Origin of the sequence: Aureimonas psammosilenae (assembly GCF_009176975.1) — a bacterium.
Lineage (GTDB): Bacteria > Pseudomonadota > Alphaproteobacteria > Rhizobiales > Rhizobiaceae > Plantimonas > Plantimonas psammosilenae.
The window spans coordinates 149,544-175,964 of sequence record NZ_WEZG01000009.1; the positions used below are offsets into that span (position 1 = coordinate 149,544).

General features: G+C 66.2%; 25 protein-coding genes. 14 read left to right on the plus strand and 11 right to left on the minus strand.

The features are described 5' to 3' along the window. Positions 1-159 precede the first annotated feature (159 nt). The 3 genes from F9929_RS16245 (at position 160) to F9929_RS16255 (ending at position 3,181) form a co-directional block, all read left to right on the plus strand. A complete protein-coding gene (locus F9929_RS16245; protein WP_152047633.1) occupies positions 160-1,290 on the plus strand; it encodes a glycosyltransferase in 1,131 nt (376 codons plus the stop codon). Between the two features lie 11 nt (positions 1,291-1,301). Then, positions 1,302-1,964 carry a hypothetical protein gene (locus F9929_RS16250; protein ID WP_152047634.1) on the plus strand — a complete coding sequence of 221 codons (663 nt, stop codon included), beginning with the start codon at positions 1,302-1,304 and terminating at the stop codon, positions 1,962-1,964. Positions 1,965-2,140: 176 nt separating this feature from the next. Then, positions 2,141-3,181 (plus strand): lysine-2,3-aminomutase-like protein, encoded by a 1,041-nt coding sequence (locus tag F9929_RS16255; RefSeq protein ID WP_152047635.1) that lies wholly within the window; start codon positions 2,141-2,143, stop codon positions 3,179-3,181. A 15-nt stretch (positions 3,182-3,196) separates the two neighbouring features. Here F9929_RS16255 and F9929_RS16260 read toward each other — a convergent pair whose 3' ends face one another. Then, on the minus strand, positions 3,197-4,261 hold the full coding sequence (locus F9929_RS16260) for an NAD(P)-dependent alcohol dehydrogenase (RefSeq protein ID WP_152047636.1): 1,065 nt from the start codon (positions 4,259-4,261) through the stop codon (positions 3,197-3,199). Between the two features lie 213 nt (positions 4,262-4,474). After that, the gene (locus tag F9929_RS16265; RefSeq protein WP_152047637.1) at positions 4,475-5,557 is read right to left on the minus strand and encodes a catalase family protein; all 1,083 of its coding nucleotides are present in this window, start codon (positions 5,555-5,557) and stop codon (positions 4,475-4,477) included. Positions 5,558-5,681: 124 nt separating this feature from the next. Between F9929_RS16265 and F9929_RS16270 the strand changes: the two genes are divergently transcribed. Together F9929_RS16270 and folD are read left to right on the plus strand one after the other, a co-directional pair. After that, a complete protein-coding gene (locus tag F9929_RS16270) occupies positions 5,682-6,659 on the plus strand; it encodes a Bug family tripartite tricarboxylate transporter substrate binding protein (protein WP_152047638.1) in 978 nt (325 codons plus the stop codon). 70 nt (positions 6,660-6,729) lie between these two features. Next, positions 6,730-7,635: a bifunctional methylenetetrahydrofolate dehydrogenase/methenyltetrahydrofolate cyclohydrolase FolD gene (gene folD, locus F9929_RS16275; protein WP_152047639.1), complete on the plus strand. Its 906-nt coding sequence runs from the start codon at positions 6,730-6,732 to the stop codon at positions 7,633-7,635. Between the two features lie 160 nt (positions 7,636-7,795). On the opposite strand, the gene vapC is transcribed toward folD, so the two are convergent. From vapC to hrcA, 4 genes are all read right to left on the minus strand, one after another. Continuing rightward, on the minus strand, positions 7,796-8,185 hold the full coding sequence (vapC, locus tag F9929_RS16280; RefSeq protein ID WP_152047640.1) for a type II toxin-antitoxin system VapC family toxin: 390 nt from the start codon (positions 8,183-8,185) through the stop codon (positions 7,796-7,798). Then, complete coding sequence (locus F9929_RS16285; RefSeq protein ID WP_152047641.1) at positions 8,182-8,394, minus strand: type II toxin-antitoxin system VapB family antitoxin; 213 nt, start codon at positions 8,392-8,394, stop codon at positions 8,182-8,184. Before F9929_RS16285 ends, vapC begins: the two co-directional genes overlap by 4 nt. A gap of 74 nt (positions 8,395-8,468) precedes the next feature. Beyond that, positions 8,469-9,146 carry a nucleotide exchange factor GrpE gene (gene grpE / locus F9929_RS16290; protein ID WP_152047642.1) on the minus strand — a complete coding sequence of 226 codons (678 nt, stop codon included), beginning with the start codon at positions 9,144-9,146 and terminating at the stop codon, positions 8,469-8,471. Positions 9,147-9,230: 84 nt separating this feature from the next. Then, positions 9,231-10,331, minus strand: a complete 1,101-nt coding sequence (hrcA, locus tag F9929_RS16295) for a heat-inducible transcriptional repressor HrcA (protein WP_152047643.1) — start codon at positions 10,329-10,331, stop codon at positions 9,231-9,233. Between the two features lie 125 nt (positions 10,332-10,456). Here hrcA and rph point away from each other — a divergent pair, with 125 nt between their 5' ends. From rph to F9929_RS16330, 7 genes are all read left to right on the plus strand, one after another. Continuing rightward, complete coding sequence (rph, locus tag F9929_RS16300; RefSeq protein WP_152047644.1) at positions 10,457-11,188, plus strand: ribonuclease PH; 732 nt, start codon at positions 10,457-10,459, stop codon at positions 11,186-11,188. Then, positions 11,185-11,841, plus strand: coding sequence for an RdgB/HAM1 family non-canonical purine NTP pyrophosphatase (gene rdgB, locus F9929_RS16305; RefSeq protein ID WP_152047645.1), 657 nt, complete (start codon positions 11,185-11,187; stop codon positions 11,839-11,841). The genes rph and rdgB overlap by 4 nt, the downstream gene beginning before the upstream one ends. Beyond that, positions 11,838-13,040 (plus strand): radical SAM family heme chaperone HemW, encoded by a 1,203-nt coding sequence (gene hemW, locus F9929_RS16310; RefSeq protein WP_152047646.1) that lies wholly within the window; start codon positions 11,838-11,840, stop codon positions 13,038-13,040. Before rdgB ends, hemW begins: the two co-directional genes overlap by 4 nt. Continuing rightward, positions 13,040-13,936, plus strand: a complete 897-nt coding sequence (gene rsmI, locus F9929_RS16315) for a 16S rRNA (cytidine(1402)-2'-O)-methyltransferase (protein WP_152047647.1) — start codon at positions 13,040-13,042, stop codon at positions 13,934-13,936. The genes hemW and rsmI overlap by 1 nt, the downstream gene beginning before the upstream one ends. Then, positions 13,933-14,307: a YraN family protein gene (locus F9929_RS16320; protein WP_152047648.1), complete on the plus strand. Its 375-nt coding sequence runs from the start codon at positions 13,933-13,935 to the stop codon at positions 14,305-14,307. The genes rsmI and F9929_RS16320 overlap by 4 nt, the downstream gene beginning before the upstream one ends. Positions 14,308-14,377: 70 nt before the next feature. Continuing rightward, positions 14,378-15,322 carry a glutathione synthase gene (gshB, locus tag F9929_RS16325; RefSeq protein WP_152047649.1) on the plus strand — a complete coding sequence of 315 codons (945 nt, stop codon included), beginning with the start codon at positions 14,378-14,380 and terminating at the stop codon, positions 15,320-15,322. Between the two features lie 71 nt (positions 15,323-15,393). Then, positions 15,394-15,585, plus strand: a complete 192-nt coding sequence (locus F9929_RS16330; RefSeq protein WP_152047650.1) for a hypothetical protein — start codon at positions 15,394-15,396, stop codon at positions 15,583-15,585. Positions 15,586-15,755: 170 nt separating this feature from the next. Here the strand turns inward: F9929_RS16330 and F9929_RS16335 are convergent, their stop codons facing one another. The 5 genes from F9929_RS16335 to F9929_RS24095 all read right to left on the minus strand — a co-directional run bounded on the left by F9929_RS16335 (position 15,756) and on the right by F9929_RS24095 (position 21,368). Further along, positions 15,756-16,796 carry an HWE histidine kinase domain-containing protein gene (locus F9929_RS16335; RefSeq protein ID WP_152047651.1) on the minus strand — a complete coding sequence of 347 codons (1,041 nt, stop codon included), beginning with the start codon at positions 16,794-16,796 and terminating at the stop codon, positions 15,756-15,758. Positions 16,797-16,894: 98 nt separating this feature from the next. After that, a complete protein-coding gene (locus tag F9929_RS16340) occupies positions 16,895-17,908 on the minus strand; it encodes an SDR family oxidoreductase (RefSeq protein WP_152047652.1) in 1,014 nt (337 codons plus the stop codon). 91 nt (positions 17,909-17,999) lie between these two features. After that, entirely contained in the window at positions 18,000-18,929 is a 930-nt protein-coding gene (locus F9929_RS16345) for an AEC family transporter (protein ID WP_152047653.1), read from the minus strand. Next, positions 18,930-21,038, minus strand: a complete 2,109-nt coding sequence (locus F9929_RS16350; protein WP_193227803.1) for a PAS domain-containing sensor histidine kinase — start codon at positions 21,036-21,038, stop codon at positions 18,930-18,932. A gap of 156 nt (positions 21,039-21,194) precedes the next feature. Beyond that, entirely contained in the window at positions 21,195-21,368 is a 174-nt protein-coding gene (locus tag F9929_RS24095) for a hypothetical protein (protein WP_193227804.1), read from the minus strand. 534 nt (positions 21,369-21,902) lie between these two features. Here F9929_RS24095 and F9929_RS16355 point away from each other — a divergent pair. Then, positions 21,903-23,117, plus strand: coding sequence for an efflux RND transporter periplasmic adaptor subunit (locus F9929_RS16355; RefSeq protein WP_152047655.1), 1,215 nt, complete (start codon positions 21,903-21,905; stop codon positions 23,115-23,117). After that, positions 23,114-26,290, plus strand: coding sequence for an efflux RND transporter permease subunit (locus F9929_RS16360; protein ID WP_152047656.1), 3,177 nt, complete (start codon positions 23,114-23,116; stop codon positions 26,288-26,290). The genes F9929_RS16355 and F9929_RS16360 overlap by 4 nt, the downstream gene beginning before the upstream one ends. The last annotated feature ends 131 nt before the right edge of the window (positions 26,291-26,421 follow it).

The following is a 26,421-nucleotide window of genomic DNA, read 5'->3' on the forward strand; positions in this document are numbered from 1 at the left end:
TAAGGAAACATGCGACGGATTTCCCGCAAGGCCAGGGTCGGGCACGGATCGACTGCGGCAAAAGAGCGGCGTCGGGATGACGAAAGGGCGTCGCCGTCTATTTAGCAGGCAACAACGGTCGCTCGACTTCGTTCGCCGGCTTATCGATAGGGGACCGCCTTGTTGAAACCCATCTCATTCTTCGTCCATCACCAAGGGCGTGGCCACGCCAATCGCACGATGGCGCTCGTCTCGGAATTCGCCAAGGAACGGCCGGTCTCCGTTCTGACCGCCGGTCCGCATCTATTCGAGGGTTTCCACCGCGATATCGAGATCGTCGCCCTGCCGAACATGATCGGCGCCGGCGTGCCGACGCCCCGCCTTTACGCCGAGCCGACACCGCAGGTGATGCATTGCGTGCCCCTCGGCCTTTCCGAGATGCGCCGCACGATGCGCACGATCCTCGACCATCTGGATGATCGGCAAGTCGGTCTCTTCGTCGTGGACGTGTCGTCCGAGATCGCGCTCCTGTCGCGCATCGCCAGCGTTCCGGCTGTGCAGATCCGCATGCATGGCGACCGCGCCGATATCGGCCATGTCGGTGCCTATGAGGCTTCCGTCGGGATGCTCGCGCCCTTCGACGAGCGCATGGAGCAGGACGACTATCCGGCTTACCTGCGCGCCAAGACGTTCTATTCCGGCGGCTTGTGCACGACGCTGGACGACGTGCCGGAAAAGGCGGAAGCGCGTCGCCGCCTCGGGCTCGACCCCAACCGCGAAGTGGTGGTAGCCATCACCGGCGGGGGCGGCAGCGGCACGCCATACGCGCCCTTGACGGTCGCCGCGCGGGCCGCGCCGGACACGACGTGGCTCACCATTGGACCGACGCATCGCGAGGGCCACGAAACGGACTTTTCCAACCTCACCGAACTCGGCTGGGTGAAGAACGTCACCGATTACCTTGCCGCCGCCGATATCGTCCTGGCATCGGCCGGCGACAACACGGTGCACGAGATCGCGCGGGTGGGGCAGAAGCTCATCGTCATGCCCGAATGGCGCTATTTCGGCGAGCAGGTGCGCAAGGCCGAAGCGCTGGTGCGGCTCGGCGCGGCGGTAAGCGCGAGCGTTTGGCCGGGCGACCTCCATGGCTGGCAGGAACTTCTGGCTAAGGCGCGGGCGCTGAATGCCGACGCGATCCGCAGCCTTTATGCGCCCGATGCTGCGCGGCGTGCCGCGGGCTGGCTGGAGGGTCTCGCGGACGAGCTCTGGGAAGGGGCGAGCGTGGCGCCCGCCTTGAAGATCGTCGGCTGAGGGGAACCTCCTTGGCGACACTCGTCACCGTCCTCAAGACCGGCGGGCGCTACGACGCGCGCTGGGTGGAGCGTTTGGCGCGCGGCGCGGAGCGCTTCGCCCCGGCCTTCACACGCTTCGTCTGTCTCACCGACGATGCCGGTCTCGACTTGGCCGGCGTCGAAACCGTGCCGCTCCGGCACGATTGGCCGGCATGGTGGGCGAAAATGGAAGCCTTTCGGCCCGGGCTCTTCACCGGCACCACCGTTCTTTGCGATCTCGACACGGTGTTCTGCGGCGATGCCGATGCCTTGGCGCAGCCCGGCCTCCTCGCGATGGAAGACTATTTCCACAAAGGCCGGCTTTCGAGCGCGATCCTCCGCTGGCAGGGCGACGAGCTTGGGCACATCTACGAGCGCTTCGCCGCCGATCCGGCGCGCTGGATGCTGGCGGGCGCCTGCGGGCCGGTGCCGAACGCGGTTCACGGCGATCAGGTGGTGATCGACCATTTCCTGCGCGAGAAGGGGATGCGGCCGCGCTTCGTGCAGGAAGCCCATCCCGGCCTTCTCGACTTCTACGACGCGCAAAAGCCGATCCGGGGCTCGGTGATGGTCTTCATCGGCGATTCCAAACCCGACAAGGCCGTCGGTCCCGTTCGCGCGCTTTGGGAAGGCCTGGAGGCGGCGGGGGCCTGACGCTTCCTCGATCGCGCCGCCGCCGTCGCGAAGATCGTGCCGAATCCTCCATCGCAAGTTTTGCGCTGATCGCGTAGAGCGGTGGCGGTTTCGCTTCTTCGCTCAGCCGGCCATCGACCCTCTAGCCGGACGGGCAGGAAGCCGCGCGGCCTGCCGCCGCACAGCCAGGAAATGCCATGTCCCGCCCTTTGCGCAGCCTCGACGCCCTCCGCTCCGCCGGCCTTGTCGGCGAGGAAGACGTGGCCGCCCTGGCCGAGGTCGCCGCGCGCTACGCCGTATCCGTGACGAAGGACATGGCCGATCTCATCGAAGAGCCGCAGGACGGCATCGGCCGCCAGTTCATCCCCAGCGCCGAGGAATTGCGGAACGCCCCCGAAGAGCGCGCCGACCCGATCGGTGACGCGGCCCATTCACCGGTGGCGGGGATCGTCCACCGCTACCCGGACCGCGTCCTTCTGAAACCGCTCCATGTCTGCCCGGTTTATTGCCGCTTCTGCTTCCGGCGAGAGATGGTCGGGCCGGAAGGCATGGGCAGCCTGACGGAATCCGAACTCGACGCCGCCATCGCCTATATCGCCGCGCACGAGGACATCTGGGAGGTCGTGATCACCGGCGGCGATCCGCTTCTCCTGTCCGAGCGCCGCTTGTCGCGCATCGCCGCACTGCTGCGCGAAATCCCCCATGTGAAGGTCCTGCGCCTCCATACCCGCGTTCCGGTGGTGGAGCCGGGCCGTGTCGGCGAGGCGATGGTCGCGGCGTTGAAGAGCTTCCGCGGGGCGGTCTTCGTGGCGCTTCACGCCAACCATCCGCAGGAGTTCTCGGACAACGCCAAGGCGGCGATTGCGCGGCTGGTGGATGCCGGCATCCCGATGGTCAGCCAGTCGGTTCTCCTCAAGGGCGTCAACGACGATCCCGAGACGTTGGGCAAGCTGATGCGGTGCTTCGTGGAGAACCGCATCAAGCCCTATTACCTGCATCACGGGGATCTTGCCCCCGGCACGGCGCATTTCCGCACGACGCTTGCCGAGGGAAGGGCGCTGATGCGCGGCCTTCGCGGCCGCTTGTCCGGGCTTTGCCAGCCGGCCTACATCCTCGACATCCCCGGCGGGCACGGCAAGGTGCCGGTCGGGCCGAACTATCTGGAGGAGGCGGGGGAGGACGGCTGGCGGGTCGAGGACCCGAACGGCGGGTGCCACGCCTATCCCCCGAAGGAATAGGCGTGGGCTTGGAGGTTAGGCCGCCTGTTTGGCGTCCTTCAGCGTCGCCATGTCGATGACGAAGCGGTACTTCACATCGCTCTTCAGCATCCGCTCATAGGCCTTCTCGATATCCTCCATGCGGATCATCTCGATATCGGAGGTGATGCCGTGCTCGGCGCAGAAGTCGAGCATCTCCTGCGTTTCCGCGATGCCGCCGATCAGCGAGCCGGCAAAGGAGCGGCGACGCCAGATCACCGAGAAGGCGGCGACGGACAGCGGCTTTTCGGGCGCGCCGACTTGGCAGAGCGTCCCGTCGAGCTTCAGAAGGTCGAGATAGGCGTTGATGTCGTGATCGGCAGCCACGCAATCGAGGATGAAGTCGAACGAGGTGCTGTGCGCCTTCATCTGGGACGGATCGGTGGAGACGATCACCTCGTCCGCCCCGAGGCGCTTGGCATCGTCGGCTTTCTTCGGCGAGGTGGTGAAGAGCACCACATGCGCGCCCATCGCGTGGGCGAGCTTCACGCCCATATGGCCGAGGCCGCCGAGGCCCACCACGCCCACCTTGCTTCCGGGGCCGACATTCCAGCGGCGAAGCGGCGAGTAGGTGGTGATGCCGGCGCAAAGCAGCGGGGCCACGGCGGCGAGTTCCAGGTTCTCCGGAATGCGCAGCGTGAAGCCCTCGTCCACCACGATCGCCTGCGAATAACCGCCGAAGGTCACGGAGCCGGTCTGCGGCTCGATGCCGTTATAGGTGCCGACGAAGCCGTTCTCGCAATATTGCTCGAGACCCTTGGCGCAGGTGTCGCAATGCTGGCACGAGCCGACCATGCAGCCGACGCCGGCGAGATCGCCGACCTTGAACTTCGAAACGCCCGCGCCGACGGCCGACACGCGGCCGACGATCTCGTGGCCGGGCAGGCAGGGATAGGTGGTGTTGTGCCATTCGTTCCGCGCCTGATGCAGGTCGGAATGGCAGACGCCGCAATAAAGGATGTCGATCTTCACGTCCTTCTCGCCCACATCGCGGCGCTCGAAGGAAAAGGGGGAAAGCGGCTTGTCGGGCGCCGTCGTGGCGAAACCTTCGCAAGCGAACATGCGGGAAACTCCTGGGGAATGCACCGCCGGAAAGGCGGGGCGGGCGGACATGCGACTTCGCAAGTCGCTCGGTCAAGAGAAAACGGGCCGCAGGCGATTTCTCCTGCGGCCCGTTCGGCGAACTAGATTCCGTTGCCGTTCCGGCCATGCCGAAACGGCTATTTTCGCTTAGGCGTGCGACGATCCGTCCATGCCGGGAGAAGCGACCGTCCGTCAGGCGCCGGGGCCGGTCGGCTCATGGTAGGGGCAGCCATTGAACTTCGCCCGGAAGTCGGCCGAATGGCGATAGGGCTCGCGCCGCGCGCGGTTGATGTTGCCGAGCGGGCGATGGGCGTCGATGCCCGTCCAGATGCTGAAGCGCATCTCCTCGTTCACCTTCTCGACCCTTGCCGCGTCCCAACTGTCCTGCGGGCGCACACGGATGGTGGCGACCTTCTGGAACGGGGCTTCCTCCTCGTCCCATTCGACGGTCGGGTCCTCCACCGGCTGCTTTTCGAGATCGCGGCAAAGCTGGACGCGGAACTCCCATTCGCCCTCGATGCCCATCATTTCGCTGCGCACTTCCTCGCGGATCGCGTCGGGCCGGCCGGAGGCGTCTATCTCGCGGCCCGTCAGGACGGTGAGACCCGGGGCGACGGGCTTGACGCTGAACTTCGCGATATGATCGCCGTAGCGGAAGGGCGTCGTGGAATAATAGGTCTCGCCGAGCGGATCGACATTGGGCGCGCCGCCGAGCGACTGGATCTTCGTGCTTTCGATGCCGACCGCTTCCAGCGCCGTGTTGACGCCGCGAAGCACGCTGGACATCACCTTCTTCGTGCCTTCCAGCCGATCGGTGGTGGAAGCCAGCATCTTCAGGTTGCCGAGAAACTTGTCGGCGGTCGGAGCCTGGAAGACCTTGCCGTTGACCATGACGAAGTCCTGCGCGGTGCCTTCCGCGCCGGGAAGCCGCTCGCCTTCGACATCGAGCACCTTCATGGCGAGGCCGCGCGGCAGGCTGACGGCGTCGGGCAGGATATCGCCGGCATTGGTCGACATGCGCAGGTAGATCTTGTGTGATCCGGGCTTGGCGAAGAGGCCTTGCGCGAGCTCGGGCGGCAGGTTCTCCTCCACCGTCAGCTCACCCTCCAGAATGCCATGGGCCTTGGCATGGACCGAGCGCACGGCATGGCCGTAGTCATTGGCGGTGCGCTCCAGGATGGTGTCGAAGGCGTCGTTCAGACCCTGGATGGTCTCCTTTTCGTCCGGCTTGATGTCTTCGACGCCGGGCTCGTAACGCAGGGGCTCGCGGAGCATCGCTTCCTCCGAATGATTCACTTGGTGGGCAACAGTTTCGAGACTGGAAGGTTTCCAAACAACCGGTCTAGCTTTTCCCATGCGCGTCCCGGAGGAGGGCGCCTGGCTTTCAGGGAGATGAGCGATGCCGATGACGAGGCGCGGGTTTTCCGCGATGATGACTCTTCTGGCGGGAAGTGCCGCGGGATTGACGCGGCTGTCGCCGGCCGAGGCGGCCAGCGTGGAGAACCTGACGATCATCGCGGCGGCTTCCACGGGCGGGGGCTACGATACGCTCGCGCGCACGGCGCAGACGCTCCTTCAGAACCAGAGCCTCGTCGGCAATGTCGAGGTCCTGAACGTTCCGGGCGCCGGCGGCACCGTGGGGCTGGCCCAGTTCGTGGGCGCCGCGCGCAAAGACCAGCTCCTGACCGCGGGCCTTGGCATGGTGGGCGCGATCACCATCAACAAAAGCCCGGTGACGCTCGATCAGGTGGTGCCCGTCGCTCGCCTTCAGGGCGAGTACCAGCCGCTCGTCGTGGCTGCCGCCTCGCCGTTGAAGACGGTGAAGGACCTCTTGGACATGTATGGCAAGGACCCCGGCTCGGTGTCCTGGGGCGGCTTCGGGCTCGGAAGCCCCGACCATCTCCTCAGCGCCCTCGTGGTGAAGGCGGGAGGCGGTGACGTTTCCAAGCTGAACTACATCGTGGCGGGCGCGGGCTCCGAGATGCTGCCGCTGGTGTTGTCCAATCAAGTGACGGTCGCGACCGGAGGCTATGGTGAGTTCGCCGACCTCATCGCGTCCGGCCAGCTTCGCGCGCTGGGCATCTCCTCGCCGCAGCGTCTGGCCGGCGTCGACATCCCGACCTTCCGCGAACAAGGGCTCGATACCGAACTCGTCAACTGGCGAGGCCTGATGGGCGCGCCGGGGCTGGCGGGCGAGGATCTCGCCAATCTCGACGCCGCCCTCGGCGCGATGGCGAAAAGCGCCGAATGGGCGGAGATCTGCAAGACGAGGGGCTGGGAGAATCTCTACATGAACGCCGCCGACTTCTCCGCTTTCCTTCAAACGGAGAAGACGCGGATCGGCGCGCTTCTGAAGGAACTCGGTCTCGACGCCTGACACCGCCTTACCGCTTCGCTTTGCCGGATGCTTGCCGTTATAAGCGGCCCGTCGGAATAGGACGGTTGCGATGAGCGAAGCGAAGCGGATCGACGGCAAGGCGGCGGCGGCGGCGATCATCGCAAGGATGAAAGATGCGGCGCGGCGGCTGGCCGACGACGCCGGGGTGAAGCCGGGGCTGGCCGTCGTGATCGTCGGTGAAGACCCCGCGAGCCAGGTCTACGTTTCCTCCAAGGCGAGGATGGCGGAGGAATGCGGCTTCCACTCGGCCAAGCACGTTCTCTCCGCAGACACGAGCGAAAGCGACCTTCTCGCCCTTGTCGCGCGCTTGAACGACGATCCCTCGATCCACGGCATCCTCGTCCAGCTTCCGCTGCCGCGCCAGATCGACGCGAACGCGGTGATCCGGGCGATCTCGCCGGAAAAGGACGTCGACGGCTTCCATCTCCTCAATGTCGGGCTGATCGGCACGGGCGATGCGGCATCGGCCTTCGTGCCCTGCACGCCGGCCGGCTCCATGATCCTGATCCGCGACGTGTTGGGTTCCGATCTTTCGGGCAAGCACGCCGTCGTGGTCGGGCGCTCCAACATCGTCGGCAAGCCGATGGCGCAGTTGCTTCTGGCCGCCAACGCGACGGTGACGATCGCCCATTCGCGCACCATGGATCTTCCCGCCATCTGCCGCATGGCGGACATTCTGGTGGCCGCCGTTGGGCGGCCCCAGATGATCCGAGGCGACTGGGTAAAGGAAGGGGCCGTCGTGGTCGACGTCGGCATCAACCGGATCGACGCGCCGGAGCGGGGCGAGGGCAAGACGCGGCTCGTCGGCGATGTCGCCTATGAGGAAGCGGCGAGCCGCGCTGCGGCGATCACGCCGGTGCCGGGCGGCGTCGGCCCGATGACCATCGCCATGCTGATGGCGAACACCCTGGTTTCCGCTCATCGCGCGGCCGGCTGGGACGCGCCGAAGTTCTAGAGCGTCGTCCGGGATATCGGACGCGGGTATGCCGCCGGGCTTTTGGTTCAAGGTCGAGGGGGTCGACAAGGTCGTAGCGGGGCGACAGTCGCAGGCGAAACCCGATGGATTTGGACCGAAGGCACAAGGCAGACTTGCGTTCGATATCCCGGACGATGCTCTAGGCGAGGCGCAGTCCGAAGCGCTCGGCGATCGGCAGGAAGTCCCGATCGCTTTGCAGAAGCGCGTGGCCGTTGAGAATGCAGAAGCTCGCGATGGCGAGATCCACCGTCTTGCGGATGGTGATGCCTTCCGCGCGCAGTTCCCGGTAGATGCGCGCGCCCTCGACGGCGACTTCGGGGGACATTGTTTGTACGATCGGCAGGCGGCGAAGCTTGGCCTCCAGCTTCGCTGCGTGGTTGTGATCACGAGCACCACGAAGAATTTCGAGAAGGACGAGATCGCCGACGATCAAGTCCATCTTATTGGAGTGCTCCATGAGAAGCCGCGTCGCTGGGGTGGAGTGAGCGCGAAAAAGATCGATCCAGACGGAACTATCGACAAAGATCATCGAATGTCAGAATCGTCTATGTCCGTTCGCATGGCATCGAGATCGCCTTCCCATCCGATACCCCAAAGCTCTTTCAAAGCCTGCCGTCGGCTATTGTTCTCGATCAGGAGGCGAAGGCCTTCCTCGACGGTCGCGCTGTCGGAGCCGAGGCCTGTCGTGTCCATCGCCTGCGCAAGCAGACTCTCATCGATAATGACGTTCACGCCCATCTTTGGCCTCCACCTGAAATAACCGGCGCCGCGCTCGTTCTAACCTATCCCTTTAACGAGCGCGATGTCAGCGGTTACCCCGCCGAGCCGGGCTCGCTCGTCTGGCCGGCGCGCGTACCGCCTTCTCCTTCCGAACCGGCCGGCGCCTGCTTCGGACCGCCTTTGGCGACGCCCACCATGGCGGGGCGCAGAACGCGCTCACCGATGGAATAACCGTCCTGCACGACCTGGACGACCGTGTTGTTCGGCACGTCGGGGTTGGGCACCTCGAACATCGCCTGATGGAAGTTCGGGTCGAAGCGCTGGCCGGCGGGCTCCAGCTTCTTCACGCCGAAGCGCTCCAGCGCCGACAGAAGGCCGCGTTCGGTGATCTCGACGCCCTCGATCAGATGGCTGAGCCCGTTCGCCCCGGCGGCGCGTTCCTCCGCCGGCACGGCGGCGATGGCGCGGCCGAGATTGTCCATGACGCTCAGCATCTCGCGCGCGAAATTCGCGACCGCGTAGGTCTTGGCGTCCTTGATCTCGCGCTCGGTGCGCCGGCGCAGGTTCTCCATCTCGGCGGCGACGCGAAGCGCCCGGTCCTTCTCGGCCGAGACTTCCGCTTCGAGTTCGGCGATGCGCGCTTCGGCCGCTTCCTTGATGAAGCTGGCGGCCTGATCGTCGGAAAAGCCGCTGCGGGCCGTTTCCGCAGCGTCGCCCACCGCCTCGTCCAGCATCTCGTTGTCGTTCCGCTGGCCGGTTTCGCTCGTCATCTTCGCCCCTTGGTTTGCGATATGTCGGCCGTCTGGCCGATCAAGTTCCCGTTGCCGCCGATATCGATGGAGGCAGGCTCAAAATCAAGGCCGCCGCGCACCGGGAGGGCGGCCGAGGATGCGGGACACGAGGCGCGCGGTGTAATCCACCATCGGCACGATCCGGCGATAGTTCAGCCGCGTCGGCCCGATCACGCCGACGGCGCCGATCACCTTGCCGTCGGCATCGTTGTAGGGCGCGATCACCAGCGAGGAGCCCGAAAGCGAAAAGAGCTTGTTTTCGGAGCCGATGAAGATGCGAACGCCATTGCCCGTTTCGGCCAGATCCAGAAGCTCGATCAGCCCGCTTTTCGTTTCCAGATCGTCGAACAGGAGGCGCAGACGCTCCAGGTCGTCGGCCGCCGTCACGTTTTCCAACAAGTTCGCCCGGCCCCGCACGATGAGGCGCGAGGGCTGGCTGGCATCGGCCCCCGACCAAAGGGCGAGGCCCTGCTCCACGAGCTGATGCGACAGGGCGTCGAGCGCCGCCGCGGTTTCCTGCTTCAGGGCCTCGACGCGCGCGCGCGCTTCGTTGAGGGTGCGCCCGACGATATGGGCGTTGAGGAAGTTGGAGGCTTCCACAAGCTGCGAGGCGGTGACGCCGGCCGGCAGGTCCACGATGCGGTTTTCGACGTCCCCTTGTTCGCCGACAAGAACGGCGAGCGCCTTGGTGGCCTCCAGGCGGATGAACTCGACATGCTTCAAGCGAAGATCGGTCTTGGCGGCCAGAACCAGCCCCGCCCCGCGCGACAGGCCGGACAGAAGCTGGCTGGCTTCGGTCAGAAGGGTCTGCACCGAGCGCTCGTCGCCGGTCTTTCGCACCCGGTCCTCGATCGCTGTGCGCTCGGTCTGCGGCAGGTCGCCGACTTCCAGAAAGGCATCCACGAAGAAGCGCAGGCCCAGTTCCGTCGGGAGCCGGCCGGAACTGACATGGGGGGCGTAGATGAGGCCGAGATGTTCCAGGTCGCTCATCACGTTGCGGATGGAGGCCGGCGACAGGGCGGTGGTGAGAAGGCGCGACAGCGAGCGCGACCCCACCGGCTCCCCGATGTCGAGATAGGATTCCACGATCAGGCGGAAGATTTCGCGCGAGCGCTCGTCCAGCGAGCCGGCGAGCCTTTCGGGAGGCAGACGGAAGTCGTTCATCGGTTTCGCAGCAGTGACTTACACATTCATATAGGACGAGCGGGCGAGCGGCGTCACCTTCGTTGCGCGGGGACCGCGCGGGGGATAGAAGCCCCTTTCGAGATCTGAAGAAATGGTAAATCATCATGCGGCCTTCCAAACGAGCCTTCGACGCGCTTCGCAACGTCACGCTGGAGCGCGGCGTTTCGCGACACGCGGAAGGTTCCTGCCTCGTGAAGTTCGGCGACACGCACGTGCTTTGCACCGCCAGCATCGAGGAGCGGGTGCCGCCCTTTCTGAAGAATTCCGGCAAGGGCTGGGTGACGGCGGAATACGGCATGCTGCCGCGCGCCACCGGCGAGCGCATGCGCCGCGAGGCGTCGAGCGGCAAGCAATCGGGCCGCACGCTTGAAATCCAGCGCCTTATCGGGCGTTCCTTGCGCGCCGTGGTCGATCTCGGCGCGCTCGGCGAGCGGCAGATCACCGTGGACTGCGACGTGATCCAGGCGGACGGCGGCACGCGCACGGCCTCCATCACCGGCGGCTTCGTCGCTCTCCACGACTGCCTCGCCTGGATGGAAGCGCGTGGCATGGTGAAACGCGAGAAGGTCATCCGCGACCATGTGGCCGCCATTTCCTGCGGCATCTACAAGGGCGAGCCGGTGATCGACCTCGATTACCTCGAGGACTCCTCGGCCGAAACCGACGCCAATTTCGTGATGACCGGCACGGGCGGCATCGTGGAGATCCAGGGCACCGCCGAGGGCGCGCCCTTCTCGGAAGAGGAATTCGCCAAGCTGATGGCGCTCGCCAAGGCCGGCATCGCCGATCTCGTGACGATGCAGAAGGCGGCGATCGCGGGGGGCGCGGTGGCATGAGCCTTCTCGATCCGAGCCGCGACGGGCCTTTGCTCGTCGCCAGCCACAACGAGGGCAAGATCCGCGAATTTCGCGAGCTTCTGGCGCCCTTCGGCTTCACGGTCACTTCGGCTGCGGAAAAGAACCTGCCCGAGCCCGAGGAGACCGGCACGACATTCGAGGAAAACGCGCAGTTGAAGGCGTTCGCCGGCGCGAAGGCGTCCGGCCTCCTGTCCTTGTCGGACGATTCCGGCCTTTGCGTCGAGGCACTCGGCGGCGATCCCGGCATCTATTCGGCGCGCTGGGCGGGCGCGTCCAAAGACTTCGCGCAGGCCATGCGCAACGTGGAAGAGAAGCTTCAGGCGGCGGGCGCGACGACGCCCGAGCAGCGCCGCGCGAGCTTCGTCTGCGTCCTGTCGCTCGCCCGGCCAGATGGCACGACGACGGAATTTCGGGGCGAGATCTTCGGCGAGATCGTCTGGCCGCCGCGCGGGAGCCTTGGCTTCGGCTACGACCCGTTCTTCCAGCCGGATGGTTTCACCAAGACCTTCGGCGAGCTTTCGTCGGAAGAAAAGCACGGCTGGAAGCCCGGCGACGCCACGGCCCTGTCGCATCGGGCGCGGGCCTTCAAGCTGTTCGCGGAAGAAGCGTTGGGAGTGCCGCGCGTCGAATGAGCGACCGGCTCACCCTTTCGGGCGGCGCGAGCGTTTCCGCCTTTCCGCCTTTGCCGCGCGAGCCGGGCTTTGCCGTCTACGTGCATTGGCCCTTCTGCGCGGCCAAGTGCCCTTATTGCGACTTCAACAGCCATGTCCGCCATCAGGCGGTGGACCAAGAGCGCTTCGCCAGCGCTTTCACGCGCGAGATCGCCGTGATGGCCGCGCGCTCGAAGGGGCAGACCGTCACTTCCGTCTTCTTCGGCGGCGGCACACCGTCCTTGATGAAGCCGGAAACGGTGGCGAGCATCATGGAGGCCATCGCCGCGAACTGGACGGTGGCACCCGGCGCGGAAGTGACGCTGGAAGCCAATCCGTCGAGCGTCGAGGCCGAGCGCTTCCGGGGCTACCGGGCTGCCGGCGTCAACCGCGTGTCGCTCGGCGTCCAGGCGCTTCACGACGAGGATCTGCGCCGTCTCGGCCGCCTTCACGGCGTCACGGAAGCCTTGCGCGCCATTGGGCTGGCCCGCGAAATCTTCCCGCGCCTGTCTTTCGACCTGATCTATGCCCGGCCCGGCCAGAGCGTCGCGGCATGGGAAGCCGAACTCAATCGCGCGATCGATCTCGCGGCCGACCACCTGTCGCTCTACCAACTGACCATCGAGGAAGGGACGCCCTTCCACGCCCTTCGCGCGGCCGGCAAGCTGCAGGTGCCGGACGGCGAGCTTTCCGCCGACCTTTATCAGGCGACGCAGGACCTGACGCGCGCGCGCGGGCTGCCGGCCTACGAGATTTCCAACCACGCGGTTCCGGGCGCGGAGTCCCGCCATAACCTCACCTATTGGCGCTACGGCTTGTATGCCGGCGTCGGCCCCGGCGCGCATGGCCGGCTGATGGGTGAGGGCGGGCGCTACGCGATCGCCACCGAGCGCCATCCCGAAACCTGGCTGCGCATGGTGGAGGATTGGGATTCAGGGATCGTCACCGACGATCTTCTGAACCGAAGCGAGGAAGCCGACGAGCTTCTTTTGATGGGGCTTCGCTTGTCGGAAGGCATCGACCTGCCGCGCTGGCGGCGGTTGGCCGGCCGCGACATCGACCCGTCCAGCGAAGCCGACCTTGCCGAGCACGGCATGATCGAGCGGCTCGGACCGGACCGCATCCGCGCGACCCCGGCCGGCATGATGGTTCTCGACGCCGTCGTGGCCGATCTCTGCTGATGGATGGGGAAAACGAGCGGCCGGGCTTTTCAATCCGCGACCAGAGCTTTTCCGCCAGGAAGCCGGAGCCCGGACTTTATCTCGTGGCGACGCCGATCGGAAATCTCGCCGACATCACGGTGCGCGCCCTCGACGTGATCGCCGGCGCTGACATTCTCGCCTGCGAGGACACGCGCGTCAGTCAGGTTCTCCTGTCGCGCTATGCGATCCGCCGCCGCCTCGTCGCCTATCACGAGCATAACGCGGCGGAAGCCGGGCCGGAGCTTCTCGCCGCGCTCCAGGCCGGCAAGAGCGTCGCGCTGATTTCGGACGCCGGAACGCCGCTCGTGTCCGATCCGGGCTTCCGGCTGGTTGGCGAGGCGGTGGAGCGCGGCGTCGCCGTTTATCCGATTCCCGGCGCGTCGGCCGTTCTGTCTGCGCTTCTCGCCTCCGGCCTGCCCTCCGACGCTTTTCTCTTCGCCGGCTTCCTGCCGCAGAAGGAGACGGCCCGTCGCCAGCGGATCGAGGAACTCGCCCGCATTCCGGCGACTCTGATCCTTTTCGAAGCGCCCCACCGCATCAAGGATAGCCTCGCCGATCTGGCTGCAATTCTGGGCGACCGCCCGGCCGCCGTCTGCCGCGAACTGACCAAGGCCTTCGAGACGACCTATCGCGGCACGCTGCCGGCGTTGGCGCAAGATTTCGAGACCATGGAGCGGGTGCGCGGCGAGATCGTCGTGGTGATCGGCCCGCCCGCTGCCGAGGCCCCGCCGAGCGAAGCCGATGCCGACGCGATCCTCTCTGGGCTCCTCCGGGAAATGAAGCCGACGGAGGCCGCGCGCGAAGCGGCGAAACTCACCGGCCTGCCGCGCCGCGACCTTTATCAGCGCGCGCTCCAGATGAAGGACGGCGCTTGAGCGAAAACCGTCTGTCGAAGCGTCGAAGCAGCTTCGCCAAGGGCCATCGCGGCGAATGGCTGGCGGCCTGGGCGTTGCGCCTCAAGGGCTATCGCATCCTCGCCGTCCGCCATCGAACGAAGCTCGGCGAGATCGACCTCGTGGCGAGGAAAGGCGATCTGATCGCGATCGTGGAGGTGAAGGCGCGGGCGACGCTGGAGCAGGCAATGGACGCGATCGGGCCAGAATCACAGCGCCGCATCGCCAACGCCGCCGATCTTTGGCTCGCCCGGCAGCGCGACGCGGCCTCCCTGTCGATCCGCTTCGACATCGTCGCCGTTTTGCCCCGCCGCTGGCCGGTGCATGTGAAGGACGCTTGGCGGGCCTATTGAAGGCTGGAGCGATTGCCACCCGGCCCTTCGCCCGCTACCTGCGAGGCAGGAAGCGGACGGAGTTCATGCGATGCCCCTCGACGTTGCGGTCCAGATGGACCACGTATCCTCGATCACCATCAAGGGCGACTCGACCTTCGCTTTGTGCCTGGAAGCGCAGCGGCGCGGGCATCGCCTGTTCCACTACACGCCCGACCGCCTGTCCCTTCGCGACGGCCGCGCGACGGCCCGCGCAGAGGTGATGGAACTGCGCGAGGAACAGGGCAAGCACTTCACGCTTGGCGAGCAGGCCAAGATCGATCTGGCCGCCATGGACGTGGTGCTGCTGCGCCAGGACCCGCCCTTCGACATGGCCTATATCACCTCGACCCATATTCTCGACCGCATTCACCCGAAGACGCTGGTGGTCAACGACCCGACCTCCGTGCGTAATGCGCCGGAGAAGATCTTCGTCACCGAGTTCGCCGACCTGATGCCGGAAACGCTGATCACCAAGGACCCGGTGGAGGTCGCCGCCTTTCGCGCCGAGTTCGGCGAGATCGTCCTCAAACCCCTCTACGGCAATGGCGGTGCCGGTGTCTTCCACCTGACGGAAGGCGATCGCAACCTCACCTCGTTTCTGGAAACCTTCGGCATCCTGTTCCGCGAGCCCTTCATCGTGCAGCGCTACCTGAAGGACGTGCGCAAGGGCGACAAGCGCATCATCCTCGTCGACGGCGAGGTCGCGGGCGCGATCAACCGCGTACCGGCGGAAACCGATGCCCGCTCCAACATGCACGTCGGCGGCCGGGCCGAGGCGACGGAACTGACGCCGCGCGAGCGCGAAATCTGCGAGCGGATCGGGCCGGAACTTCGCAAACGCGGGCTGCTCTTCGTCGGCATCGACGTGATCGGCGACTACATGACCGAGATCAACGTCACCTCGCCGACGGGCATCCGCGAGGTGAAGCGCTTCGGCGGGGCCGACATCGCGCAGCTTCTTTGGGACAAGATCGAGGAGAAGGTCGAGGCCTGAAGGCTCCGCTCAAGAGGAACCGACTTGGAGCGCGCTCGCTTGTTCCATCCGAACGACAGGAGGGAACAGGAATGGCGCAGCGCAGAACGATGGCCGGCATCGCGGCGGAGGAAACGGAGGACGGCTTCGTCATCCATATCGTCGACGATGCGGCCGAAGTGTTCGAGATCGAGGCGAGCCGGGAGAATGTCGAGCTGATGGTCGCCAATCTCAGCGCCGTTCTCGGGGGCGGCTCTGGCGAAGACTCCCACGCCGAGGACTAAGAGGCTGTCTGAGAAGTCCCCAGGTCGGTTCGACGGGTCTTTTCCGCCGCCGCATCGTCACCGATCCTCGCCGATGCCGCCGGCATCGACTGCGTTCGGCTCCTTCCGGACAACGAAAAATTCCTCGTCGTCCCTCCGCCGGGGACTTCTCACACAGCCTCTCACGCCCTTCAGGCCGTTTTCCAGGCCGTCGCCTCGTTGGCGAGGCCTTCCACGGGCGCGTCGAGGCTGAAGACGATGCCGCCCGGCGCGAAGTCGATGGAGGCCTTGCCGCCGAACTCGGCCGCGAGCACCCGTTCCACGACGCGGGTGCCGTAGCCGCGCGAGGAAGGCTCGGCGACCGGCGGTCCGTCCGTTTCGCGCCATTCGAGCGAAAGGCGTCCGTTCTCGACGCTCCAGCCGACATGAACGGTGCCGACGCCGTTCGACAGGCTGCCATAGCGCTGCGCATTGGCGCCGAGTTCGTGCACGGCGAGCGACAGCATGGTGGCGATGCGCGGCTTCAACCGCACCGGCGGGCCTTCGACGCTGATGCGGGTCCCGAGCCGCGCGTGAACGGGCTCCAACGCGCCCTGCACCACGTCCTTCAAAAGGGCGCTCGCCCAGGCTTCCGCCGTCAGAACGTCGTGGCTGCGCGCCAGCGCCTGAAGCCGGCCCGACACGGCGCTCGCCACCTCGCGGGGCACGGAGGAATCCTTCAGCGTCTGGAGCACCACGGTCTGCACCGTCGCCAGCGTGTTCTTCACGCGGTGGTCCAGCTCGCGGTTGAGAAGGAAGCGGTGCTCCTCGGCGCGCTTGCGGTCGCTGACATCGAGCTGGGAGGCGAAGAAATAGATGAGATCGTCGCCGTCGAAGACCGGCGACATCAAAAGCGCGTTCCAGAAGGTCGTGCCGTCCTTGCGATAGTTCAGGAGATCGACCTGGATCGATTCCCTTGCCTCCACCGCTTCGCGCACCCTGGCGACATCCATTTCGCGCGTCGCCGGTCCTTGCAGGAAGCGGCAGTTGCGCCCGAGGATCTCCTCGCGCGAATAACCGGTGAGGCGCACGAAAGCGTCGTTGCAGAAGACGATCGGGTTGTCGTTCTGTTTGGGATCGGTGATCACCATGGGCATGCGCGTAGTGCGCACGGCGGAGGCGAACGGGTCCGAGCTGCCGCCCTTCTGCAGCTTCACTTCCCCTTCGATCCGCCGACGGTTCTCGTTGTTCACCGATCCTCGCAACCGTCAGTGCTCCGCGACGATGCGCGGCTTCCACCCTTGCCGATCATTAGCCGACTCTCGCCTTCGCGCCTAGCGTTGGAACGTCGTCAAGGCCGAGCCTTGCGTCGCAGAACGGCATTGGCGGCCATGACGCCGAGGCCAAGTAAGCTGAAGGCGACGGAGGAGGGCGGGTATTTCTGCGCTTCCGTGTAGGGGCTGAAGGTGAGTCCGCGACCGCCCGGCCAGTGCTCGGCGCCATCGCCGTTCGGGGAGTTGAGATCGTCGCCGGGCGTCGGGCGTCGCGGCTCGACGGAGACCGCTGGGACGCCGACCGCCAGAACGCGGTCCATGACGTTCGGCAAAAGCGAGGAAGCAAGCGCGATCGCGCGGCCCGCGCCGCCGACGGTGATGTCGCGCACCGGATAAACGGCCGCGTGGAGGATCGCGTCGGCGACGAGTTCGGGCGCATAAAGCGGAGGCACGACGCGCGGCTCCCGCCCGAGCCGGCTCTTGGCGTGCTGAGGAAAGGGCGTGGCGATGCCGGATGGCTTGATCAGCGTCACCTGAACCGGTGCGCGACCGTGCAGGAGCTCCATGCGCAGCGCGTTGGTAAACCCCTTCACCGCATGCTTGGAAGCGGCATAGGCGCTCAAGTAAGGGATCGCGACATCGGAATTCACCGACCCGACATTGACGAGCGTTCCGCCGCCGTCCTGTTTGCGGAAATGCGCCACTGCCGCCAGCGAGCCGTGAACGGTGCCCCAGTAGTTCGTTTCGAAGATGCGCCGGTGCTCGTCGAGGGGCAGTTCGGTGAGTTCCGAATAAACCGCCGTGCCGGCATTGTTGACGAAGGTGTGGAAGGCGCCGAAGCGCTCGACCGTGGTCTCCACGAGGCGGTGGACATCCTCCTCGCGCGAGACATCGGCCACGACGAAGGACGCACGACCGCCTGCCGCTTCGATCTCCCGCACGATTGTCCCGAGGGCTGGTTCGTCGCGGCTCGCCAAAACGACGCGCGCGCCTTTCCTCGCCGCCATCTTCGCGGTGACGAGGCCGATGCCGGAACTCGCGCCGGTGATCACGATCGTCTGCTCGGTCAGCGGCCTGCGGATGAGATGCATGTCGGGTCTCCTCAAGACCTGCCAAGGCTCGGAGCCGGTCGACGGTTCCCCTTGCGCCGGCGATGCGTCCATCGGTCCGTTCGCGCGGGGCTCAGGGCGTGACGAGGATCAGCCAGAAGGAAACGGTGAGGGCGGCCAGAACCGTGGACAAGGATACGGCGGCGGAAGCCGCGCTCGCGCCCACCCCTTCGCGCGCCGCGATCAGGTAAGCGTTCACGCCGCAGGGGCAGCTTGCGAAAAGCACGCAGACGGCGGCCCAGGCCGGCGGCATCGTGAAGACGAAAGTCACGAGAACGAAGACCACGGCCGGGTGGATCGCGAGCTTCAGGGTGCTGATGAGCGCGGCGGCGCGCCATTCGCCGCCGATGCCGTGGCGGGCGAGCGCCAGACCCATGCCGATCAGGGCGCAAGGGGCGGCGGACGCGGCGATCGGGTCCACCAGATGGTCGAGAGGTCCGCTCGTGTCGAGACCGAGCGCGCGCAAGGCGAGCCCGATATAGATGCCGATCAGGATCGGATGGGTGGTCAGCATCTTGAGGATGCGCCGCCGGGCATGCGCCATGCCCTGTTCGCCCGATCCCTCCAGAAGCAGCGTGACCACCACCGTCATGGAGGGCAGGTGGATCGCCAGAAGCAGCGCCAGGGGCGTCGCGGCATCAGGGCCGACGGCTTCGAGGATCAAGGGCACGCCCACCATCGCGGTGTTGGCCTGACCGGCGGAGAAGCCGAAGATCACCGCCTCGCGCCGGCTTCTGCCGAAGGCTTTCCTCGCCGCCAGCATCGCCAGGGCCCATGCGACGGCCACCCCGGCGAAATAGGAGATCCAGTAACCCCAGGGCTGCGCGTCCGGCATCTGCGAATGCAGGATCGTGCGCATCAGAAGGCAGGGAATCGCCAGCGTGTAGACATAGGCCGCGAGCCCATCGGCGACGGTTTCGTCGAACAGCCGCAGCCGCGCGGCAGCAAAGCCGACGAGCATGAGCCCGAAGGTGGGGGCGGTGATGGAAAGGACGTGCAGCAATCAGGAACGCAGATCGGCGAGCGGCGCGGTCAGGCGGCAGACGAGGCCGTCCGGCGCATAAACCAGCTCGCACGATCCAGCCGAGGCCCCGGTCAGGCCCATCTCGATCAATCTCGTGCCGAAGCTGCGGCGGGTCGGCGGCGCGACCGGCGGTCCCCCGGATTCGCGCCATTCGAACACGAGTTCGGAACCGGCCGCCAAAGGATCGAACCGCCTTTGCCAACCGACGTGGATGCGCCCTTCGGGCACCGAAAGCGCGCCGTATTTCACCGCGTTGGTGGAAAGCTCGTGGACGATCAGCGACAAGGCGAGGGAGGCCTTCGGCCCGAGCGTCAAGGCGGGGCCGTCGCTTTCCACCCGGCCGCCCTCGTCGTGGATGGCCGAGGCGGAGCGAACGATGTCGGCGATCGTGGCGGCGTCCCGGTGGCCGGTCATCAGGACGTCATGGGCTTTGGCGAGCGCCTGAATGCGCTCGCTCAGGACTTGCCGGGCCGAGGCGACGTCCGGGGCGTTGCGCAGGGTCTGCGCCACGATGGAGGACACCAGCGCGAGGTTGTTCTTCAGGCGATGCGCCAGTTCGCCGGCAAGAAGCAGGCGCTGGTGGTCCGCCTCGACCGCGCTCGTCACGTCGCGCACGGCACCCACGAGATTGCGCTCGCCGCTGCGACTTTCGGCGACCTGTCCGCGCACCGCCACCACGCGCTCGGCACCGTCGTCGATGCCGATAACCCGGAACTGGAGGTCGAACCTGCCACCCGCCATCACATCCGCATAGGCGGCGTCATAGGCCGGCCTGTCCTCGGGATGCACGGCGGCCTTCTTCTCGGCATGGGTCACGGGGCGATCTTCCCCCACGCCGAAGGCGGCGCGCACCCGGTCGTCCAGGATCAGTTCTTCCGTGTCGAGATTCAGGTCGAAGACGCCGACATCGCCGACCTCGACCGCCAGACGGAGACGTTCCTCGCTTTCGCGCAGGCGCGCTTCCGCCCTTCGCCGCCCGGTGATGTCGCGAAACAGCACCGAAACTTGCCGCCGGGCGGCCGGCTCGATGCGCGCGGCGGACACCTCGATGGTGCGCCCGACCGTCACGAAATCGCGCTCGAAGCGGATCGGGGTGCCGGTGGCCAGGACGCCGCCATAAAGCTCCACCCAGCCGTCCGCCTCCGTCGGCGCGAGATCCCGCACCTTCATGCCCACGATATCCGTGATGCCGGTATGGCGTTCGTAGCCGGGATTGGCCTCGACATGGACGTAGTCGCTCAAAGGGCCGTGCGGCCCGTCGATGAACTCGATGATGCAGAAGCCGTCGTCCACCGCTTCGAACAAGGCGCGGTAGCGGTCCTCGCTTTCGCGAAGGGCGTCCTCGGCCGCGACCTCGTCGGTCACGTCGCGGGCGATGCCGTTGAAGCGGACCGGCCGGCCGTCCTCTGCATACAGGAACTCGCCCCGGCGCTCGATTTGCCGAAGCTCTCCGTTGTCGGCCTTGCGGATGCGATAAACGGCGTCTCTCGGCGCCGCCCCGGAAAGGCGCGTGGAATTGCTGGAAGCGAGCGTCCGGTCTTCCGGCAGAACCCGCGCTTCGAATTCGGCGGCGGGCCGGATGTCCCGGTGATCGAGGCCGTAGAGCCTGGAGAATTCCGGCGTCGCGCTGATCATGCCGGTGGGAACGTCGATGGTGAAAAGGCCGACGCCGCCCGCTTCCTGCGCTTGGCGAAGCTGGTCGGCCAGTTCGTCCAGCCGGATGCCGGAAAGATGCTGCTCGGTTCGATCGCGCAGGGTCTTCACGAAGCCGACATGCCCGCCGCCGTCGTCGCGAAGCGGCATCGTTTCGCCGAGCGCCCAGAAGCGGGTCCCGTCGGCTCGCATGTACCAGCCTTCGTCGATCCTGTGGCCGCCGGCGAGGGCGGTGCCCATCTCCGTTTGGAGCTGCCCGTTCTCGCGGTCCTCGGGCGTGAAGATGATGTCGCCGCTCCGGCCGAGCATCTCCGCGGCCGTCCAGCCGAGAATGTGCTCGGCGCCGGTATTCCAGTCGGTGAGGATGCCGTCCCGGTCGGTGGCGATGATTGCCAGCCCGGTGATGCTTTCGATGATCTGCCGATAACGGTTCACGACCGCTCCCGCCCGGCATACGTTATGTCCAACACCTCGGCTCGCTTCGCTCCAGCCCTTGAAGCGCCCGAAATGCATCGGACGGGTTCTTGGCTGTATTCGATCGCGGGACCGTGGTGAAGGGAGGATTTGCTTCGAGCGCCCCGTGAAAGCGCTTCAGCCGGCCTGCCAGCCGAGGAAAAGAAGAACGAGCCCGATCATTGCGGCGAGAACGATCCGAAACGCCAGCTTGATCGAAACCACCGCCGCCATTGCGCGCAGCACCCGGCTCCAATAGCCCGGCGCCCGCAGGCTGTCGCGATCGCCGTTTTCGCCGCGGTTCGTGGCCATGCCACCCTCGTTCGTCGCGTCCGGGTGGACGAGCCTTCGAAGGTCCCGAACGGGCCGCACCGTTTCGAGGTTCGGCCAGAAAGGGAAAAATTTTTAGGTCAATGAATATGGCTGGCGGCAAAGGCCTTCAATCGCCGGCCTCCACCCGATCTCCGGTTCCGCATCTATGCGAAGCCTTTTCGAGTCAAGATGTGCGCAGTGACGCCATCGCGTCAATGGACGAAACACCGACCGGGCGAATTGCGTCGGATTCTGAGCGATTTCGGGACGTTTTGTCCGGAAATTAAAGATGTAGCCGGCGTCGAAATCTGCGGCTGGCGGTTCTCGGTCCCCGTTTCCGTACGAAAGCTCCTGCCGGTTCGAATCTCTTCTGGCCAAGGCAAGGTCCCAGCGTCCGCTGGTCGCAGTTCAACAGTTCGGGAGACGATGGCCGGCGTCCCGTCGCAGACCATATTCCACGTCCAGAAGATTGTTGCGGCGCAAAGACTTCGTTTCAACCCTCGTTTTCTCGATATCCGAAAGAGGCTGCCCGGTATGATCCACCGCGCCGAGACCCTGCGGCAGCCACGCCTTGGCTGGCGGGTCGTGCTGTTCTTCAGCGTGTCGCTCGGCCTTGCCGGCTGCACCGGGGAAGCGCAGGAGGGCCAAGCGGCTCCGCCCCAGCCGGCGGAGGTCGGCATCGTCACGGTTCGAACCGAGAACGTGTCGCTGACCAGCGAATATGCCGGACGCACGGCGGCCTTCGAAACCTCGGAAGTGCGCCCGCAGGTGTCCGGGCTCGTGCAGCAGCGCTTGTTCGAGGAAGGGGCGGAGGTCGCGCAAGGGGAGGTCCTCTACCAGATCGATCCGGGCCTTTTCGAAGCGGCCGTGGCGGAGGAAACCGCCAATGTCGCCAATGCGAAGGCCGTCGCCGAGCGGGCGCGCATCCAGGCCGAGCGCCTGCGTCCCTTGGCGCAGCAGGGCGTGACGAGCGCTCAGTCCTTCACCGATGCCGACGCCGTGGCGACATCGGCTTCCGCCGCTCAGGCACAGGCCGAGGCGAGGCTGCGCACGGCCGAGATCAATCTGCGCTATGCCCGCGTGACCGCGCCGATTTCCGGCCGCATCGGCCGCTCGCTCTTCACCACGGGAACGCTCGTCGCGGCGGGACAGGCCGAGCCGCTTGCCACCATCCAGCGGCTCGACCCGATCTTCGTCGACATCCAGCAGTCTTCCGCTTCGCTCATCCGGCTGCGCCGCGCCCTGTCGGAAGGCGAAACGGCGGCCGACAGCGCCGACGTGCGGTTGAAGCTCGAAGACGGCAGCGATTACCCGCTGACGGGAGAGCTGCAGTTCACGGAAGTCACCGTCGCGCCCGACACCGGCACGGTGACGCTGCGCGCCCACTTCCCGAACCCGGACGGCCTGCTTCTGCCGGGCATGTACGTTCGCGCCGTTCTTTCGCAGGCCAAGGCCCGCGATGCCGTTCTCGTGCCGCAGCAGGGCGTGACGCGCAATCCGAACGGCGAAGCGAGCGCGCTCGTGGTCATCGACGGCGACAAGGTCGAGCGACGAACCGTCGAGATCGAGCGCGCCGTCGGCAACCGCTGGCTGGTGACAAAGGGCCTGGAAGCCGGCGACCGGCTGATCGTCGAAGGCGCGAACAAGGCCAAACCCGGCTCCAGCGTCAAACCCGTTCCCGCTTCCGGGCCGGAACTCGGGCAACAGGAAACGCCCGTCGCCCAATCCTCGGAGGGGGCGACGCTGTGATCAGCCGGATCTTCGTTTCCCGCCCGATCTTCGCCTGGGTCATCTCCATCGTGATCATGCTGGCGGGCGTGGGGGCGATCCTGACCCTGCCGATCGAGCAATATCCCGACGTCGCCCCGCCCCAGGTCAATATCCGCGCGACCTATACCGGCGCGTCGGCCGAAACGCTGGAATCCAGCGTGACGCAGGTGATCGAGCAGCAGCTCACCGGTCTCGACGGGCTGATCTATTTCGACTCGACCTCCAGCGCCGAAGGCCTCGTCACCATCCGCGTGACCTTCGAGCAGGGAACCGACCCGGACATCGCGCAGGTCCAGGTGCAGAACCGGGTGCAGCAGGCCGTGTCACGCCTGCCGCAACAGGTGCAGCAACAGGGGCTCACCGTCACCAAGTCCAACAGCGACTTCCTGCTCGTCGCCGCGGTCTACGACGAAACCGACCGCGCCACCGACGGCGATGTCGCCGACTACATCGCCTCCAAGCTGCAGGAGCGCATCGGCCGCACGCCCGGCGTCGGCGACACCAATCTCTTCGGCGCGCAATATGCCATGCGCATCTGGCTCGATCCGGGCCGGCTGTTTTCCTACGGCCTCGTGCCTTCCGACGTGATCGCCGCGATCGAAGCGCAGAACGCGCAGGTCGCCGCCGGCCAGATCGGCGCCCAGCCTTCCCCCTCGAACCAGATGCTGAATGCCATCGTCACCGCCCGCTCGCGGCTGACGACGCCCGACGAGTTCCGGCGCATCGTGGTGAAGACGCAGACGAGCGGCGCGCGCGTTCTTCTGGAGGATGTCGCGCGGGTGGAACTCGGCAAGGAAAGCTATACCCGCTTCACCCGCTTCAACCGGCATCCCGCCGCCGGCATCGCCGTGCAGCTCGCGCCCGGCGCCGACGCCCTGGAAACGGCGGAAGCCGTGAAGGAACTCATCGACGGGCAGGCCGAGGCGATGCCGGACGGCTACCGCGTCGCTTATCCGCGCGATTCCACCGCCTTTATCCGCTTGTCGATCGAGGAGGTGGTGAAGACGCTGATCGAGGCGATCGTGCTGGTCGTCGTCGTGATGTTCGTGTTCCTGCAGAACTGGCGCGCGACCCTGATCCCGACGATCGCGGTGCCGGTGGTGGTGCTCGGCACCTTCGGCATTCTGGCGGCGCTCGGTTATTCCATCAACACGCTGACCCTCTTCGGCCTCGTCCTGTCGATCGGCCTTCTCGTGGACGACGCCATCGTGGTGGTGGAAAATGTCGAGCGCGTCATGGAGGAGGAGCCGGACCTTTCGCCCCGCGAAGCGACGCTGAAATCCATGGGCGAGATCCAGACGGCGCTGATCGCCATCGCGCTGGTTCTGTCCGCCGTGTTTCTGCCGATGGCCTTTTTCGGCGGCTCCACCGGCGTCATCTATCGCCAGTTCTCCGTGACGGTGATCTCGGCGATGGCCTTGTCCGTGGTGGTGGCGCTTGTTCTGACGCCGGCATTGACGGCCACCATGCTGAAGCGCCGCTCGGCCTCGGAAAAGCCGCGACGCTTCACCGGCGGTTTGTTTCGCTCGGCTGCCCGCCTTTTCGATCGCGGCTATGCCAAGGTGCAAAGCGGCTACCTTGCCGGCGTCCGCTTCGCACTTCGCCGCATCTGGCTGGCGCTTCTGGTTTTTTGCGGGGCGGTGGCGGGGCTCGTGTTCCTGTTTCTTCAGCTTCCCGGCGGCTTCCTGCCGGTGGAGGACCAAGGCTTCGGCATCGTGCAATACACCCTGCCGCCCGGCGCGACGCAGACCCGCACGGTTGCGGCGGCGCAAGGGATCGAGGATCACTTCCTCGGACCGGAAGAAGCCAATGTCGACGGCCTCTTCACGATCTCGGGTTTTCGCTTTTCCGGCTCGGGGCAGAATGTTGGCCAGGGCTTCGTCCAGTTCAAACCGTGGGACGAGCGGGAAGGGGAGGAGAACACCGCCGCCTCCATCACCCGGCGGGCGACGCGTGATGTCGGAGGGGCGCTGCGCGACGTGCAGTTCTTCGCCCTGACGCCTCCATCCGTGCAGGGGCTCGGCCAGTCCAACGGCTTCACCATGCAGCTCCAGAACACCGGCGAACTCGGCCGCGCCGAGTTCAAGGCGCTGCGCGACGAGCTTCTGGGAGCCGCCTCCAGCGACCCCATGCTGACGCGCGTGCGCCCCAACGGACTGGAGGACGTGCCGACGCTTCAGGTGCGGATCGATGACGAGAAGGTCGGCGCGCTCGGGATCGATCAGGCCGATGTCGACGCGACGCTCAGCGCGGCCTGGGGCGGCGTTTACGTCAACGACTTCGTGGACCGGGGCCGCGTCAAGCGGGTTTACGTCCAGGGCGAGGCGGCCTTTCGCGGCGCGGCGGAGGACCTCGCCGGTTGGTATGTGCGCACGTCCAGCGGGCAGATGGCGCCTTTCTCCTCCTTCGCCACGGTGGAATGGGGACAGGCGCCGACCACGCTGACGCGCTTCAACGGCTTTCCGTCCTTCGAGATCCAGGGTCAGGCCGCCGAGGGCTTCTCGTCCGGCCAAGCCATGGAAAAGATGGGGGAACTGTCGGGGAAGCTGCAAGGCACCTCCGTCGCCTGGAGCAGCCTGTCCTATCAGGAGCGCTTGTCCGCGGGCCAAGCGCCGCTGCTCTACGCCTTATCGCTTCTCGTCGTGTTCCTGTGCCTCGCCGCCCTTTATGAAAGCTGGTCGATCCCGTTCTCGGTGATGCTGGTGATTCCGCTCGGCATTGTCGGCGCGGTGATCGCGGTGACGCTGCGGGGGCTGGAAAACGATGTTTATTTCCAGATCGGCCTTTTGACGACCATCGGCCTGTCGGCCAAGAACGCCATTCTGATCGTTGAATTTGCCGAGCGCGCCGAGCGGGAGGGCAAGTCCGCTTATGACGCGGCCCTGGAAGCGGCGCAGTTGCGCTTGAGGCCGATTCTGATGACCAGTCTGGCGTTCATCTTCGGTGTTCTGCCGCTCGCCATTTCGACGGGCGCAGGTGCCCAAAGCCGCGTTGCCATCGGCACGGCGGTGATCGGCGGCATGATGACCGCGACGGTCCTCGCGATCTTCTACGTGCCGTTCTTCTTTGTTCTGATCCGCAGGCTTCTGACGCGCCGACAGCCCAAAGGCGGCGATGCCCCCGCCGCCGATGCGCCGGTTCCGGCCGAATGACGTTTCGACCGGTCCCCGGCCTTCCCGGCGCTTGCTTGCTCTCCTAAAGGAAACGCGCAATCGTGCGAATCCGGTTCGCTCGAAGGAACGGGAGAGAAGGTCATGAAGGGGATGGGCGTGAAGGAACCGGG

What these genes read in the sequence shown, in the direction of transcription:
- F9929_RS24095 (WP_193227804.1), bottom strand. Translation starts at nt 21,368, where the DNA reads ATGGCCACGAACCGCGGCGAAAACGGCGATCGCGACAGCCTGCGGGCG.
- F9929_RS16285 (WP_152047641.1), bottom strand. Translation starts at nt 8,394, where the DNA reads ATGGGCGTGAACGTCATTATCGATGAGAGTCTGCTTGCGCAGGCGATG.
- hrcA (WP_152047643.1), bottom strand. Translation starts at nt 10,331, where the DNA reads ATGAACGACTTCCGTCTGCCTCCCGAAAGGCTCGCCGGCTCGCTGGAC.
- F9929_RS16330 (WP_152047650.1), top strand. Translation starts at nt 15,394, where the DNA reads ATGGCGCAGCGCAGAACGATGGCCGGCATCGCGGCGGAGGAAACGGAG.
- rph (WP_152047644.1), top strand. Translation starts at nt 10,457, where the DNA reads ATGCGGCCTTCCAAACGAGCCTTCGACGCGCTTCGCAACGTCACGCTG.
- rdgB (WP_152047645.1), top strand. Translation starts at nt 11,185, where the DNA reads ATGAGCCTTCTCGATCCGAGCCGCGACGGGCCTTTGCTCGTCGCCAGC.
- F9929_RS16265 (WP_152047637.1), bottom strand. Translation starts at nt 5,557, where the DNA reads ATGCTCCGCGAGCCCCTGCGTTACGAGCCCGGCGTCGAAGACATCAAG.
- F9929_RS16355 (WP_152047655.1), top strand. Translation starts at nt 21,903, where the DNA reads ATGATCCACCGCGCCGAGACCCTGCGGCAGCCACGCCTTGGCTGGCGG.
- hemW (WP_152047646.1), top strand. Translation starts at nt 11,838, where the DNA reads ATGAGCGACCGGCTCACCCTTTCGGGCGGCGCGAGCGTTTCCGCCTTT.
- F9929_RS16340 (WP_152047652.1), bottom strand. Translation starts at nt 17,908, where the DNA reads ATGCATCTCATCCGCAGGCCGCTGACCGAGCAGACGATCGTGATCACC.
- folD (WP_152047639.1), top strand. Translation starts at nt 6,730, where the DNA reads ATGAGCGAAGCGAAGCGGATCGACGGCAAGGCGGCGGCGGCGGCGATC.
- F9929_RS16270 (WP_152047638.1), top strand. Translation starts at nt 5,682, where the DNA reads ATGCCGATGACGAGGCGCGGGTTTTCCGCGATGATGACTCTTCTGGCG.
- vapC (WP_152047640.1), bottom strand. Translation starts at nt 8,185, where the DNA reads ATGATCTTTGTCGATAGTTCCGTCTGGATCGATCTTTTTCGCGCTCAC.
- F9929_RS16260 (WP_152047636.1), bottom strand. Translation starts at nt 4,261, where the DNA reads ATGTTCGCTTGCGAAGGTTTCGCCACGACGGCGCCCGACAAGCCGCTT.
- grpE (WP_152047642.1), bottom strand. Translation starts at nt 9,146, where the DNA reads ATGACGAGCGAAACCGGCCAGCGGAACGACAACGAGATGCTGGACGAG.
- rsmI (WP_152047647.1), top strand. Translation starts at nt 13,040, where the DNA reads ATGGATGGGGAAAACGAGCGGCCGGGCTTTTCAATCCGCGACCAGAGC.
- F9929_RS16255 (WP_152047635.1), top strand. Translation starts at nt 2,141, where the DNA reads ATGTCCCGCCCTTTGCGCAGCCTCGACGCCCTCCGCTCCGCCGGCCTT.
- gshB (WP_152047649.1), top strand. Translation starts at nt 14,378, where the DNA reads ATGCCCCTCGACGTTGCGGTCCAGATGGACCACGTATCCTCGATCACC.